The organism is Streptomyces sp. DG1A-41, assembly GCF_037055355.1.
Lineage (GTDB): Bacteria > Actinomycetota > Actinomycetes > Streptomycetales > Streptomycetaceae > Streptomyces.
In genome coordinates this window covers 567,998-581,790 of the sequence record NZ_CP146350.1, presented here as the reverse complement: position 1 = coordinate 581,790, position 13,793 = coordinate 567,998, and the positions used below count along the sequence as shown (strand labels likewise).

The following is a 13,793-nucleotide window of genomic DNA, read 5'->3' as shown; positions in this document are numbered from 1 at the left end:
ACCCCGCCCAGGCACGGTCTGGTTCCACCACGCCGGATATCGCCGGGGCACGGTCCGGGGGCGCGGCCGGTGCCGACCCGCCAAGGCCGGCGTTCACGATGCCGGACGTGGCCAGGGCATGGCCTGTGTCCACTACGTCGTGCGAAGCCCCGGCAGGGGCCCTGTCCATGGCGAAGGCCGCCGACCCGACATGGTCCGTGTCCACGGTGAAGGCCGGGGCCCCGGCACCGTCCGCGTTCACCATGCCGGACGTGGCCAGGGCATGGCCTGTGTCCACTACGTCGTGCGAAGCCCCGGCAGGGGCCCTGTCCATGGCGAAGGCCGCCGACCCGACATGGTCCGTGTCCACGGTGAAGGCCGGGGCCCCGGCACCGTCCGCGTTCACCATGCCGGACGTGGCCAGGGCATGGCCTGTGTCCACTACGTCGTGCGAAGCCCCGGCAGGGGCCCTGTCCACGGCGAAAACCGCGGCCCCGGCACCGCCCGTGTTCACGGCGCCCGGCGCCGACCCGGTACGGCCCGCCACGCCGGCCCGCTCCAGCCACAGCGCAGCCGGCCTGGTCACCCGCGCTCGCGACGGCCGCCGCGTCCTGTACCGGCGCAGCCCGCTGGGGGAGTAGCTGGCGCAGCACGGCGGGGCCTGAGCCCTCAGCCGCTCGCGGTACCCGACCGAGCCGGAGCGGACCCGGATGCCGGCCGGCTGCGCGAGACGACGCGCATGCCGCCGCCGTCGACGACCCGGACCTGGAGTGAGCCGCATCCGCAGCGCGTCCACTCCGTGCGGCCCGTCGCGGTGGTGTGCCGGGACAGCACCTGGAACGGCTCGCCTCCGTCCGGCCATCCGCAGTGCGGGCAGACGGTGCCGGTGGTGCTGATCATGTCTATGACTCCTCGTACGTCGTGGCTGGTTGACCGTCGCGACACAGCCAGGGTGCGCCGGAGTCTCCGTACACGTCCAGGTTGACTTTGTGGACGTCATTGTGAAGCGTGGGCTTCATGATTGACCTGCGCCGGCTGCATGTCCTGAGGGCGGTCGCCCACTACGGCACGGTCACCGCGGCCGCCCGAGCCCTGCACTTCACGCCGTCCGCCGCCTCCCAGCAGATCCGGCAGCTCGCCCGTGACCTGGGCGTCGACCTGCTGGAGCCGCAGGGGCGCGGGGTCCGCCTCACTCCGGCCGCCGAGAGCCTGCTCGCGCACGCCGACGCCATCCAGGCCCGCTGGGACCAGGCGGAACTAGATCTTCGGGCGGACCACGGGGCGCCGTCCGGAGTGCTGCGCGTGACCGGTTTCCCCGTGGCCATCTCGGTGCTGCTCGCGCCGATGGCGGCCCGGCTGGGGGAGCGGCACCCGCGGCTGTCCGTACGGATCACCGAGGCGGGCGTCCCGGAGAGCTTCGACCTCCTCTTCGAGGGTGACATCGACCTGGCGATCGTCGAGTCCACCCCGCACAACCCGCCGCTGAGCGACACGCGGTTCGACCAGCAGCCGTTGCTCGACGACCCGTTCGACCTGGTCGTCCCCGAAGGGCATCGGCTGGCCGGACGGGCCCGGGTCGATCTCGCGGAGGCGGCACACGAGCCGTGGATCGCGCCGGTGGAGGAGAGCGCCTGCCGTCCGCACGTCCTGTCCGCATGCGGCGCGGCCGGTTTCACCCCCGACGTCGTCCATCACGCCCTCGACTGGAACGTCGCCGCCCACCTCGTCGCCCACCGGCTCGGCGTCGCCCTCGTCCCGCGCCTCGCCCATCTGACGCCGCATCTCCCGATCGCCCGCGTCCGCTGCGAAGGCGACCCCCACCGCAAGCTCCTGACCTGCACCCGCGGCGGCGGCCACGCCCGCCCGGCGGTGGCGGCGGCCCTCCGGGAACTACGAGAACTGGCCCCGACGGCCGTCGCCTGAAGCGCTGGGCAACTCAGGGGCGCGGGACCTTTGCCGTCCCTCGACCGTCCGCCCCATGAAGCCCCGCCCCTTCACCGCCCGGGCGCCCCCACCCGCAGCGCGTCCATGACGAGGTCCAGCAGGCGGGTGGCGCGGGGCTGCCAGTCGGTGTTCGGGGCGATCGTCCAGAGGCCGCCGATGGCGAGGAAGAGGTCGTCCGCGGTGATTCCAGGGCGGATGGTGCCGGCCTTCTCGTTGGCGCGCAGGAGGAGTTCGGCCGCCTCGGTCAGGGGGGTGTGTGCCGGCTTCGCCGGCTTCCCCGGCGCGCTGGTGGCCTGGCGGAGCGCGTCGGCCAGGCCGGCCTTGGTCATGGCGAACCGCGCGCAACGGTCCATCCACTCACGGAGCGCCTGGTCGGGCTCCCGGCTCTCCAGCAGCGGTGCCGCGGTCTCGGCGACCTGCCGCATCTCGTGCCGGTAGATCTCCATGACGAGCGCCTCACGGCTCGGGAAGTGGCGGTAGAAGGTCCCCTGCCCGACGCCCGCCTTCTTGGCGATCGCGCTCAGCGGGGCGTCCGCCGCACGCGTCAGTTCGACCAACGCGACTTCCAGGATGCGCTCGCGGTTGCGTTGCGCGTCCGAGCGCAGAGGAGCCTCCTTCTTCTGCGGCACCTTCTCCGGCACTCGCCCTCCTCGCGGTCCTTGGCCGAAACCCGGCCCTTGTTAAGCGGACAGTTGTCCGTTACGTTTCCGGGTATCGGACAACTGTCCGCTTGCTTCATCGTATCGGCGGGACGTCCGTGCGGACAGCCCGAGACGGCCCTGACGCTGCGGCCCGCACCGCATCCTGCACTGTTGCGAACCGGCCCGCCACCCACGGCTCCCGCCTCCCGACCGTGTGACGTGAGAAAGAAGGCTTCCATGCCCCCATCGACGTCCAGCGACCTCACCCTGTCCGTCAACGGCGAGAAGTACACGCTGACCGTCGACCACCGCACCACCCTGCTCGACGCCCTGCGTGAGCGCCTCGATCTGACCGGCACGAAGAAGGGCTGCGACCAGGGCCAGTGCGGCGCCTGTACGGTCCTGGTCGACGGCCGCCGGGCCGTGTCCTGCCTCCAGCTCGCCGTGGCGGCCGAGGGGCGTGAGATCACCACCATCGAGGGCGTCGCGGAGGGGGACCAGCTGCATCCGGTGCAGCAGGCGTTCCTCGACCTCGACGGATTCCAGTGCGGTTACTGCACGCCGGGGCAGATCTGCTCGGCCATCGCCCTGATCGAGGAGCACGCGGCGGGCTGGCCCAGCGCCGCCACCGACGACATACGGCCCGAGGCGGGACCGCCACCGCTGACCCCGGAGGAGATCAGGGAGCGGATGAGCGGCAACCTGTGCCGCTGCGGCGCCTACGTGTCGATCGTCCAGGCCGTGGCCCGGGCCGCCGAGAGCAAGGGGGCGGCGGCATGAGGGAGTTCGGCTACCAGCGCGCCTACGACGTCTCCGGCGCCGTGGCGCTGCTCGACGGCGACTGGGAAGCCCGTTTCCTGGGCGGCGGCACCAACCTCGTCGACCTGATGAAGACCGGCGTCGAGCGGCCCGCCCTGCTGGTCGACGTCCGAGAACTGCCCCTGGACCGCGTCGAGCCGACCGGCGACGGCGGCCTGCGCATCGGTGCGACCGTCACCAACAGCGACCTCGCCGCGCACCCCGAAGTCCGGCTCCGCTATCCGGCGTTGGCGCAGGCGGTACTGGCCGGCGCCTCCGGACAGCTGCGCAACATGGCCACCGTCGGCGGCAACCTCCTCCAGCGCACCCGCTGCGGCTACTTCGCCGACGTCGCCTCCGCCTGCAACAAACGCAACCCCGGCAGCGGCTGCCCCGCCATCACCGGTGAGCACCACAATCACGCCATCCTGGGCGCCTCCGACCACTGCGTGGCCACGCACCCCTCCGACATGGGCGTGGCGCTCGCCGCGTTCGACGCCGTCGTGTCCTACGAAACGGCGGACGGGCCGGGGGAGTTGCCGCTCGCCGACTTCTACCTGCCGGTGGGAGAGACCCCGCACCTGGAGACGGCCCTGCCGCCGGGTGCGCTGATCACCGGCGTCACCCTGCCGCCCGCGCCGGTGGCCGCCAACTCCCGCTACCGCAAGGTGCGCGAGCGCGCCTCGTACGCCTTCGCCATCGGTTCGATCGCCGCCGCCCTCGACGTCGAGGACGGTGTCGTACGGGACGTCCGCCTGGCCTTCGGAGCGGTCGCCTCCCGCCCCTGGCGGGCCCGCACGGCCGAACGCGCCCTGCTCGGCGCACCGGCCGACGCCGAGAACTTCACGGCCGCCGCGGACGCGGAACTGGCCCAGGCGGAACCGCTGACCCACAACGGATACAAGGTGACCCTGATGCGCAACCTCGTCGTGGCCGGCTTGAGCGAACTCGCCGAGGAGGCCACCCGATGACCACCGCCACCAAGGGCTCCGTCGGCACCGCGCACACCCGCGTGGAGGGCCGCGACAAGGTCACCGGAGCGGCCCGCTACGCCGCCGAGATCCCCTTCGCCGAACTCGCCCACGGCTGGCTGGTGCTGTCCACCGTCGCCCGCGGCCGTATCCGCGCCCTGGACACCGAGGCCGTGCTCCGGATGCCCGGCGTGCTCACCGTGCTCCACCACGACAACGCCCCGCGCGTCGACAGCGACTACATCGGCCTGCTGGGCGTGCCGCCGGACCCGAGCGTCGCCCTCTTCCAGCACGACCGGGTGATCCACATGGGCTGGCCGGTGGCGCTGGTCGTCGCCGAGACGTCCGAGCAGGCCAGGGAGGCCGCCGAGGCCCTCGTCGTGACGTACGACCAGGAGCCGCACGACATCGCGTTCTCCGCCGAGCGGCAGACCGAGGCGTATCCGGTCGACGGCCATGCGCCGGGCGTGATGGAGAAGGGCGACCTGGAGGGCCAACTCGCCTCCTCCGCCGTCGTGGTGGACGCGGAGTACACCACTCCGGAGGAACACCACAACCCGATGGAACCGCACGCCGCGACGGCCCTGTGGGAGGGCGGCCGGCTCGAGGTCGTCGACTCCAACCAGGGCACCACCTGGGTCGCCGGCGAGCTCGCGAACCTGTTCTCCCTCGACCCCGCCTCCGTGCGGGTGCGCTCCGAGCACGTCGGCGGCGGCTTCGGCAGCAAAGGCGTCCGTGCGCACCAGGTGGCCGCCGTGATGGCCGCGACCGTTCTGCAACGTCCGGTCAGGGTCGTCATGACTCGCCGGCAGATGTTCTCGCTCGCCGGCTACCGCAGCCCCACGGCCCAGCGGGTCAGGCTCGGCGCCGACGCGGACGGGCGGCTGCGTGCCCTGGAGCACCAGTCCCTGAACATGACCTCGTCCGTGCACGAGTTCGTGGAGCCGAGCGCCGCGGCGAGCCGGGCGATGTACGACGCCGACGCGCATCACACGGCCAGCCGGGTCGTGCGGCTCGACGTGCCGACCCCGACCTGGATGCGCGCCCCGGGGAGGCGCCCGGCTCGTTCGCGCTGGAGGCGGCGCTCGACGAGCTCGCCGAGCGGTGCGGCATCGATCCGATCGAGCTGCGCCTGCGCAACGAGCCCGCGGTGGGCCCGGTGTCCGGGCTGCCGTTCAGCAGCCGCAACCTGATCGCCTGTTTCCGGGAAGGCGCCCGCAGGTTCGCCTGGGCCGACCGGGACCCGCGGCCCGGTGTGCGCCGCGACGGCCGCTGGCTGCTCGGCACCGGCACCGCCGCCGCCTCCTTCCCCGCGGGAGCCATGCCCTCCACCGCGGCCGTCACCGCGGAGGCGGACGGCACCTTCACGGTGGGGATCAACGCCGCGGACATCGGCACCGGCGCCCGGACCGCGCTCACCCTGGTCGCCGCCGACGCCCTGGGAGTCACGACGGACCGCGTCCGGGCGCGCATCGCGGACAGCGACCTCGGTCCGGCGATGATCGCCGGCGGCTCGGCGGGTACCCGCTCCTGGGCCTGGGCCGTCACGGCCGCCGCCGACGAGCTGCGGCAGAGCCTCGCGCCGGGCGCCGACATTCCGCCGGAGGGCATCACCGTACGGTCGAACACGGCCGAGGCCATCGGTGCCCTCGCCCAGAAGGAACGGCACTCCTTCGGCGCGCAGTTCGCCGAAATCGCCGTCGACCCGGCCACCGGCGAGGTCCGGGTCCGCCGCATGCTGGGCATCTTCGCGGCCGGCCGGATCGTCAACCCGCTCACCGCCCGCAACCAGCTCGTCGGTGGCATGATCTGGGGCATCTCGATGGCGCTGCACGAGGAAGCCGTCCGGGACCGGGCCACGGGCGGCGTCTACGGCGCCGACCTCGCGGGCTACCACGTCGCCGCGCACGCCGACATCCCGCACATCGAGGCCGACTGGGTCGACGACCCCGACCCGGACGACCCGGTCGGCATCAAGGGCATCGGCGAGGTCGGCATCGTGGGCGCCGCCGCGGCGGTCGCCAACGCGGTCTGGCACGCGACCGGCGTCCGCCACCGGCACCTGCCCATCCGCCCCGACCGTGTCCTGACGGCGGGCGGCGATGCTTGACCTCGCCGGGCACCTGCACGAGTGGATCGAGGAGGGCCGGGACTTCGCCGTCGCCACGGTCGTCGCCGTCGGCGGCAGCGCCCCGCGCCCGCCCGGCGCCGCCCTGGCCGTCTCCGCCGACGGCACGGCCGTCGGCTCGGTCTCCGGCGGCTGCGTGGAGGGCGCGGTGTACGACCTGTGTCTCCAGGCCCTCCAGGACGGCGAGACCCGTGTCGAGCGGTTCGGCTACAGCGACGAGGACGCCTTCGCGGTCGGACTGACATGCGGCGGGACGATCGACATCATGGTCACCCCGTACGGCGCCGACGGCGCGGCCCCGGTGGCGGCTCTGTCAGCCGCCGTCCACGGCGAGCCGGTGGCTCTCGCCCGAGTGGTCCACGGCCCGGCCGGGCTTCTCGGCCGGGCGGTGCTCGTACGTCCCGACGGCACGCACGAGGGCAGCCTCGGCGGCCACCCGGACCTGGACCGCACGGCGATCGCCCAGGCCCACGCCCTGCTGGACACCGGCCGCACCGGCACGGTCGAGGTCTCCGAGGACGGCTCGCACTGCCCGGGCGGTCTCACCCTGCTCGTCGAGTCGGCCGTCCCCGCGCCCCGCATGATCGTCTTCGGGGCGATCGATTTCGCCGCCGCCCTCGTACGGGCGGGCAAGTTCCTCGGCTACCACGTCACCGTCTGCGACGCCCGTCCCGTCTTCGCGACCCGGGTCCGCTTTCCCGAGGCCGACGAGATCGTCGTGGACTGGCCCCACCTCTACCTGCGGCGGACGGACACCGATGCGCGGACCGTGCTGTGCGTGCTCACCCACGACGCCAAGTTCGACATCCCCCTGCTGACCGAAGCCCTGCGGCTGCCCGTCGCCTACGTCGGCGCCATGGGCTCCCGCCGCACCCACGAGGACCGCAACCGGCGGCTCCGGGAGGCGGGCGTGAGCGAGCGCGAGCTGGCCCGGCTCAGGTCCCCCATCGGCCTCGACCTGGGCGCCCGTACGCCCGAGGAGACCGCCCTGTCCATCGCGGCGGAGATCGTCGCGACGCGGCACGGCGGCACGGGCCGGCCGCTCACCGGATCGGACACCCCGATCCACCCGCGCGAGCGGGCGGCCGGGCCGCTGCCGCAACCGGTCTGAGCGGCGACTTCGCCGACGACACGCCGGAGGGGCCGCGGCCGGCAACGGCCTCGGCCCCTCACTGGCACCGCGCGAGATCGGGTCAGGCAGCGGCCGACTCCGTGGCGTTGCTGTGCAGACGGGCGATGACCTCGGTCAGCTGCGCGGCGACCTCGGCGTCGTCGGCCGGGTGCGTCTCGGCGAAGCGGGTCATCGAGCCCGGGATGGACAGCTTGACGTCCTCCAGCACCTTGCCGCCGGCCACGCCCACGGACTTGCGGGTCTCGTCGTGCGCCCAGACACCGCCGTACTGGCCGAACGCGGTGCCGACCACGGCGACCGGCTTGCCGCTGAGGGCACCGGCACCGTACGGGCGGGACAGCCAGTCGATGGCGTTCTTCAGGACGGCCGGGATGGTGCCGTTGTACTCGGGCGTGAACAGAATCAGGCCGTCGGCCGCGTTCGCGGCCTCACGCAGCTTCGCGGCGGCGGCCGGAACGCTGCCCTCGACGTCGATGTCCTCGTTGTAGAAGGGGGTCTCGGCCAGCCCCTCGAACAGTTCCACCTCGGCACCCTCGGGGGCGAGCTTGACGGCGGCCTCGGCGAGCTGCCGGTTGTGCGAACCGGCGCGAAGGCTGCCGACGAGCGCGAGGATACGAACAGACATGCTGACTCCCACGTAGTGAAGAACGGCTCTGAACACTGCCGTAACGATACGGACCGGGGTCCGTTTAATGTTCTACCATCCTAACCGGACCGCGGTCCAGTTTTGGTCCCGATGCTTTACGCTGGCTTCATGTCCACCGTCCCGCCGCCCTTCCCGACGCCCCAGGAGTCCGTCGGCCACCCCGAGCTGCTCCAGCTCGGCACCGCCCTGGAGCCCGACGAGCCGTGCCTGCGGGCCGACGCCGCGCGCAACCGGGCCCGGCTGCTGGAGGCCGCCGCGCGGCTGGTGGCGGAGCGCGGCGCGGACGCCGTCACGATGGAGGCGGTGGCCGCCGAAGCCCGTGTCGGCAAGGGCACGGTCTTCCGCCGGTTCGGCGACCGCACCGGTCTGCTCATGGCGCTGCTCGATCACTCCGAGAAGAAGTTCCAGGCCGCGTTCCTCACCGGGCCGCCGCCGCTCGGACCCGGAGCGCCCCCCGTGGAGCGGCTGCGGGCGTTCGGCCGCGCGATGCTGCGCCGCTCGACCGACGAACTGGAGCTGCAGCTGGCGGCCGAGCCGGGCGCCAGCCGCCGCTTCACCACCCCGCCCCGCCGGGTGCTGCGCCACCACGTGGCCATGCTGCTGCGCCAGGTCGTCCCGGAAGCGGACTGCGAACTGCTCTCCCACACCTTGATGGGCCAGCTCGACCCCGCCCTGATCCACCACCTGACCAGACAGAGCGGGATACCCCTGGCCCGCCTGGAGGACGCCTGGGCCGACCTCGTCGACCGGGTGACGGGCGCGGCCACGGGCGGCTGAGCGCGCGGACAGGGCGCCGTGACCGCTCACGGCTTCCTCACAACTCCCCCGCCTGAAAGGCGCATTGGGGCTTCTGCCAAGATGCCGTACGTCATGGTGCAGATACCGAAAACGCCCGCGCCCCCGTCCCCCGCACCGTCGCGCTCCGTGCCCACGAGCGCCGACGTGGCCCGCCTGGCCGGTGTCTCGCGCGCGACCGTCTCCTACGTCCTCAACAACACCAGCGCCGTACGGATCAGCGAGCCCACCCGCCGCCGGGTCCACGAGGCCGCGAGGGAACTCGGGTACGTCCCGCACGCGGCGGCCCGCAGCCTGCGCGCCGGGCACAGCCGTATGGTCCTCATCCCCGCGCCGACCTTCCCCGTCGGCCCGCTCTACCACCGGTTCCTCACCGACCTCCAGGGCGCGCTCGGCAGCCTGGACTACACGGTCGTGCAGTACGGCACCGGCGGCCCGCACGGCGACGAAGCCGCCCGCGCCTGGGCCGAGTTGCGGCCCGTGGCCGTGCTCGTGCCCGGTTCCGGGCTCGGCCCGCGCGGCGTAGCGGTGCTCAAGCGTTCGGGGGCACGGGCCGTGGTCACCCTCGGCCCGGAGACCATCGAGGGCGCGCACGCCCTTCTCGTAAACCACGACGTGGTCGGCCACAGCGCGGGCTCTCACCTCTACGACAGCGGCAGGCGCCGCATCGGCGTCGTCGTCCCGCGCGAACCCGGCCTCGAGGCGTTCTCCGCGCCCCGGCTCGACGGCGTGCGCCAGTCCCTTCGGGGCACCGACGCCACCGTGACCGAACTGCCCCTCCCGTACGACGAGGAGGCCGCCGCGCGCCTCGCCGCCCACTGGCGGGGCCTCGGCCTGGACGCCGTGTTCACCTACAACGACGAGTACGCGATGCTGCTGATGCGAGCCCTCCAGGACGAGGGCATCCGCATCCCCGAGGAGACGGCCGTGATCGGCGCCGACGATCTGACGCTCGGCCGGCTGCTGCGGCCGCGGCTCAGCACGGTCCGCCTGGAACTGCCCTCCGGCCGTGAACTCGCCGAACTGGTCGACCGCGCCGTGCGCAAGCCCGGCACCGAGCCCGAGACGCACAAGGTGCTGGGTGCCACGGTGCTGCACCGCGAGTCGAGCTGACCCGACTCCGTAGCGGTGGGTCCGGACCGCGCGGGGCGGAGCAGGGGGCGTTCGGCGTCCTGCGCATGACTAGGATGTTGCACGCTCAACAAAATGGGGACGCGTGCGAACGCGGGCCACCGGCACGCACGGATGCGGCCCGGTCGCCGCGTCCCGCCCTATGACCGCCGAACCGGCCGCGCACTCACGGGAAATCCGACCACCCCGTCAGCCGGTACCGATCGATCGGAGAGCCGTCATGCCGTTGCTCGACACCAGGACCTGGCAGCCCCAGCCCCTGACGGGGCCCGGGTACACCGTCACCGAGCCCGCCACCGGCCAAACCCTCGGCACCCTCGCCCTCGCCACCCCTGAGGACGTCGGGGCCGCCGCCGGGAGGGCCGCCGCCGCCCAGCGCGAGTGGGCCCGCGCCCCGCACTTCGCCCGGGCAGCTGTACTCCGCAAGGCCGGCGACCTGTTCACGGCACACGCCGCCGAACTGCGCGAGTGGCTCGTCCGCGAATCCGGTTCCGTCCCCGGCAAGGCCGACTTCGAACTGCACGTCGCAGCCCAGGAGTGCTACGAGGCCGCCGCGCTCGCCTCCCGTCCGGCCGGCCAGGTCCTGCCCAGCGAGGCGCCGCGCCTGTCGTACACGCGCCGCGTCCCGGCCGGTGTCGTGGGCGTGATCTCCCCGTTCAACGCCCCGCTGATCCTGTCCATCCGCTCCGTCGCACCGGCCCTGGCCCTCGGCAACGCTGTCGTCCTCAAGCCCGACCCGCGCACCGCCGTCTGCGGAGGGCTGTCCCTCGCCGCGGTCTTCGCCGCCGCGGGCCTGCCGCAGGACCTGCTGCACGTGCTCCCCGGCGGCGCGGACGCCGGACAGGCCCTGGTCGCCGACCCGCGCCTGCCGGTCATCTCGTTCACCGGCTCCACCCCCGCCGGGCGGGCCGTGGGCGAGGCCGCCGGCCGCCACCTCAAGCGGGCCCACCTGGAACTGGGCGGCAACTCGGCCCTGATCGTGTTGGCGGACGCCGACCTCGACGCCGTGATCTCCACCGCCGCCTGGGGCTCGTTCTTCCACCAGGGCCAGATCTGCATGACGACCGGACGCCACCTGGTGCACGCGTCCCTGTACGACGAGTACGTCGAACGGCTCGCCGCCAAGGCGGACTCACTCGCCGTCGGCGACCCGTACCGCGAACAGGTCCACCTCGGCCCGATCATCGACTCCGGCCAGCTCGCCAAGATCAGCGGCCTGGTCGAGTCCAGCAAGGCCGCGGGCGCCAAGCTCGCCGCGGGCGGCACCCACGACCGGCTCTTCTACCGGCCCACGGTCCTCGCCCACGTCGGCGACCACACCCCGGCCTACGCGGAGGAGGTCTTCGGCCCCGTCGCGCCCGTACGCTCCTTCACCACCGCCGACGAGGCGGCGGCCCTGGCCGCGCAGAGCCAATACGGACTCTCCCTGGGCATCGTCACCCGCGATACGGCCCGCGGCCTGGACCTCGCCGAGCGCATACCGACCGGCATCGTCCACATCAACGACCAGACCGTCAACGACGAGGCCGTGGCGCCCTTCGGCGGAGTGGCCGCCTCCGGCACCGGCGCCCGCTTCGGCGGCGAGGCCAACCTGGAGGCCTTCACCGAACTGCGCTGGACGACGGTACGCGGAGACGTGGCCCCGTATCCCTTCTAGCCCTGGGGCGCCTGCTGGCCCTCCTGGGCCTGCTGCTCGGCGATCGCCTTGCGGACCTCGTCCATGTCGAGGTTCCGGGCCTGCCCGATGACGTCCGTCAGGGCGGCCTCGGGCAGGGCACCCGGCTGGGCGAACACGGCGACCTGGTCACGGACGATCATCAGCGTGGGAATCGACTGGATACCGAAGGCCGCGGCCAGCTCCGGCTGCGCCTCGGTGTCCACCTTGCCGAACACGAGGTCCGGGTTCTCCTCCGCCGCCTTCTCGTAGACCGGCGCGAACTGCTTGCACGGCCCGCACCAGGACGCCCAGAAGTCGATCAGGACGAACTCGTTGTCCGTGACCGTCTGGTCGAAGTTCTCCTTGGTGAGCTCCACGGTGCTGCTCATGGCGTAAATCCCTCTTCCTGGTGTGGGTCAAGCCGTCGGCACAACACGGCCGACCTGGCACGTATTCCGCGCCCCTACCCGTGTGGCCAGGGCGCACACCACCCACCAGACTGACCCCATGACGGAAACGGAAACCAACGCGTACGACGTCGTGGTGGTCGGGGCCGGGCCCGTGGGGGAGAACGTCGCCGACCGCACCCGCGCGGCCGGTCTGACCACCGCGGTCGTGGAGAGCGAACTGGTCGGCGGCGAGTGCTCGTACTGGGCGTGCATGCCCAGCAAGGCCCTGCTGCGGCCGGTCATCGCCCGCGCGGACGCTCGCCGTGTGCCGGGCCTGAGCCAGTCGGTGCGGGGTCCCCTCGACGCGTCCGCGGTCCTCGCCCACCGGGACTACTACACCTCCGACTGGAAGGACGACGGACAGGTCGGATGGCTCGACAGCATCGGCGCCGACCTGTACCGCGGCCACGGCCGCCTCACCGGCCCGCGCACGGTGACGGTCACCGGCCCGGACGGCGGTGAACGCGTCCTGACCGCCCGGCACGCCGTCGCCGTCTGCGCCGGCAGCCGTGCCGCCCTGCCCGGGCTGCCCGGACTGGACGAGGTCCGGCCGTGGACCAGCCGGGAGGCCACCAGCTCCAAGCACGTGCCCGGCCGCCTGATCGTGGTCGGCGGCGGCGTCGTCGCCACCGAGATGGCCACCGTCTGGCAGGCCCTGGGCTCGAAGGTCACCATGCTGGTCCGCGGCAAGGGCCTGCTCGCCCGGATGGAGCCCTTCGCCGGGGAACTCGTCGCCGAGGCGCTCACCGAGGCCGGTGCGGACGTCCGCACCGGCACGTCGGTGGAATCGGTGGCCCGCGACAACGGCACCGTGGTGGCCGTCACGGACAGCGGCGACCGCTTCGAGGCCGACGAGATCCTCTTCGCGACCGGCCGCGCGCCGCGCACCGACGACCTCGGCCTGGAGACGATCGGCCTGGAACCCGGCTCCTGGCTCGACGTCGACGACAGCCTCCGCGTCACCGGCCATGACTGGCTGTACGCGGTCGGCGACGTCAACCAGCGCGCCCTGCTCACCCACCAGGGCAAGTACCAGGCCCGTATCGCGGGTGCCGCCATCGCCGCCCGGGCCACCGGAGAGACCCTCCTCGCACAGCCGTGGGGCGCGCATGCCGCGACCGCCGACCACGCCGCCGTCCCCCAGGTCGTCTTCACCGACCCGGAGGCGGCGGCCGTCGGCCTGTCGCTCGCCGAGGCCGAGCAGGCGGGGCATCGCGTGAAGGCCGTCGACGTGGACCTGTCCACCGTCGCGGGCGCGGGCCTGTTCGCCGACGGATACAAGGGCCGCGCCCGCATGGTCGTCGACCTCGAGGACGAGATCCTGCGCGGTGTGACCCTCGTCGGCCCCGGCGTCGGCGAGCTCATCCACTCCGCCACGATCGCTGTCGCCGGCCAGGTCCCGGTCGGCCGCCTGTGGCACGCGGTTCCCTCGTACCCGACGATCGGCGAGGTGTGGCTGCGGCTGCTGGAGGCGTACCGGGATTCCTGACCTCCGGATCGTCCGGCCCCGGGGCCGGACGCC

Annotated in this window: 13 protein-coding genes and 1 pseudogene; 10 read left to right on the top strand and 4 right to left on the bottom strand. The window is 73.2% G+C overall.

What is annotated here, in order from left to right:
* Positions 1-167: 167 nt before the first annotated feature.
* The gene (locus V8690_RS02820; RefSeq protein ID WP_338775696.1) at positions 168-620 is read left to right on the top strand and encodes a hypothetical protein; all 453 of its coding nucleotides are present in this window, start codon (positions 168-170) and stop codon (positions 618-620) included.
* A gap of 28 nt (positions 621-648) precedes the next feature.
* Here the strand turns inward: V8690_RS02820 and V8690_RS02815 are convergent, their stop codons facing one another.
* Positions 649-879, bottom strand: a complete 231-nt coding sequence (locus V8690_RS02815; RefSeq protein ID WP_338775694.1) for a hypothetical protein — start codon at positions 877-879, stop codon at positions 649-651.
* Positions 880-996: 117 nt separating this feature from the next.
* On the opposite strand from V8690_RS02815, the gene V8690_RS02810 reads away from it, so the two are divergent.
* Positions 997-1,902 (top strand): LysR family transcriptional regulator, encoded by a 906-nt coding sequence (locus tag V8690_RS02810; RefSeq protein ID WP_338775693.1) that lies wholly within the window; start codon positions 997-999, stop codon positions 1,900-1,902.
* Positions 1,903-1,973: 71 nt separating this feature from the next.
* Here V8690_RS02810 and V8690_RS02805 read toward each other — a convergent pair whose 3' ends face one another.
* Positions 1,974-2,552 (bottom strand): TetR/AcrR family transcriptional regulator, encoded by a 579-nt coding sequence (locus V8690_RS02805; protein WP_338785225.1) that lies wholly within the window; start codon positions 2,550-2,552, stop codon positions 1,974-1,976.
* 249 nt (positions 2,553-2,801) lie between these two features.
* Here V8690_RS02805 and V8690_RS02800 point away from each other — a divergent pair, with 249 nt between their 5' ends.
* From V8690_RS02800 to V8690_RS02785, 4 genes and pseudogenes are all read left to right on the top strand, one after another.
* A complete protein-coding gene (locus V8690_RS02800; RefSeq protein WP_338775692.1) occupies positions 2,802-3,344 on the top strand; it encodes a 2Fe-2S iron-sulfur cluster-binding protein in 543 nt (180 codons plus the stop codon).
* Complete coding sequence (locus V8690_RS02795) at positions 3,341-4,333, top strand: xanthine dehydrogenase family protein subunit M (RefSeq protein WP_338775691.1); 993 nt, start codon at positions 3,341-3,343, stop codon at positions 4,331-4,333. The genes V8690_RS02800 and V8690_RS02795 overlap by 4 nt, the downstream gene beginning before the upstream one ends.
* Positions 4,330-6,443, top strand: a pseudogene (locus V8690_RS02790) (xanthine dehydrogenase family protein molybdopterin-binding subunit). Before V8690_RS02795 ends, V8690_RS02790 begins: the two are co-directional and overlap by 4 nt.
* Positions 6,436-7,572 (top strand): XdhC/CoxI family protein, encoded by a 1,137-nt coding sequence (locus V8690_RS02785; protein ID WP_338775690.1) that lies wholly within the window; start codon positions 6,436-6,438, stop codon positions 7,570-7,572. The pseudogene V8690_RS02790 and the gene V8690_RS02785 overlap by 8 nt, the downstream one beginning before the upstream one ends.
* Positions 7,573-7,654: 82 nt before the next feature.
* Here the strand turns inward: V8690_RS02785 and V8690_RS02780 are convergent, their stop codons facing one another.
* Positions 7,655-8,218, bottom strand: coding sequence for an NAD(P)H-dependent oxidoreductase (locus V8690_RS02780; protein ID WP_338775689.1), 564 nt, complete (start codon positions 8,216-8,218; stop codon positions 7,655-7,657).
* 129 nt (positions 8,219-8,347) lie between these two features.
* Between V8690_RS02780 and V8690_RS02775 the strand changes: the two genes are divergently transcribed.
* The 3 genes from V8690_RS02775 (at position 8,348) to V8690_RS02765 (ending at position 11,822) form a co-directional block, all read left to right on the top strand.
* A complete protein-coding gene (locus V8690_RS02775) occupies positions 8,348-9,016 on the top strand; it encodes a helix-turn-helix domain-containing protein (protein ID WP_338775687.1) in 669 nt (222 codons plus the stop codon).
* A 93-nt stretch (positions 9,017-9,109) separates the two neighbouring features.
* Positions 9,110-10,147, top strand: a complete 1,038-nt coding sequence (locus tag V8690_RS02770) for a LacI family DNA-binding transcriptional regulator (RefSeq protein WP_338775686.1) — start codon at positions 9,110-9,112, stop codon at positions 10,145-10,147.
* Positions 10,148-10,385: 238 nt separating this feature from the next.
* On the top strand, positions 10,386-11,822 hold the full coding sequence (locus V8690_RS02765; RefSeq protein WP_338775685.1) for a benzaldehyde dehydrogenase: 1,437 nt from the start codon (positions 10,386-10,388) through the stop codon (positions 11,820-11,822).
* On the opposite strand, the gene trxA is transcribed toward V8690_RS02765, so the two are convergent.
* Positions 11,819-12,211 (bottom strand): thioredoxin, encoded by a 393-nt coding sequence (gene trxA / locus V8690_RS02760; protein WP_020273887.1) that lies wholly within the window; start codon positions 12,209-12,211, stop codon positions 11,819-11,821. The genes V8690_RS02765 and trxA overlap by 4 nt on opposite strands.
* Positions 12,212-12,329: 118 nt before the next feature.
* On the opposite strand from trxA, the gene V8690_RS02755 reads away from it, so the two are divergent.
* Positions 12,330-13,760 (top strand): NAD(P)/FAD-dependent oxidoreductase, encoded by a 1,431-nt coding sequence (locus V8690_RS02755; protein ID WP_338775684.1) that lies wholly within the window; start codon positions 12,330-12,332, stop codon positions 13,758-13,760.
* The last annotated feature ends 33 nt before the right edge of the window (positions 13,761-13,793 follow it).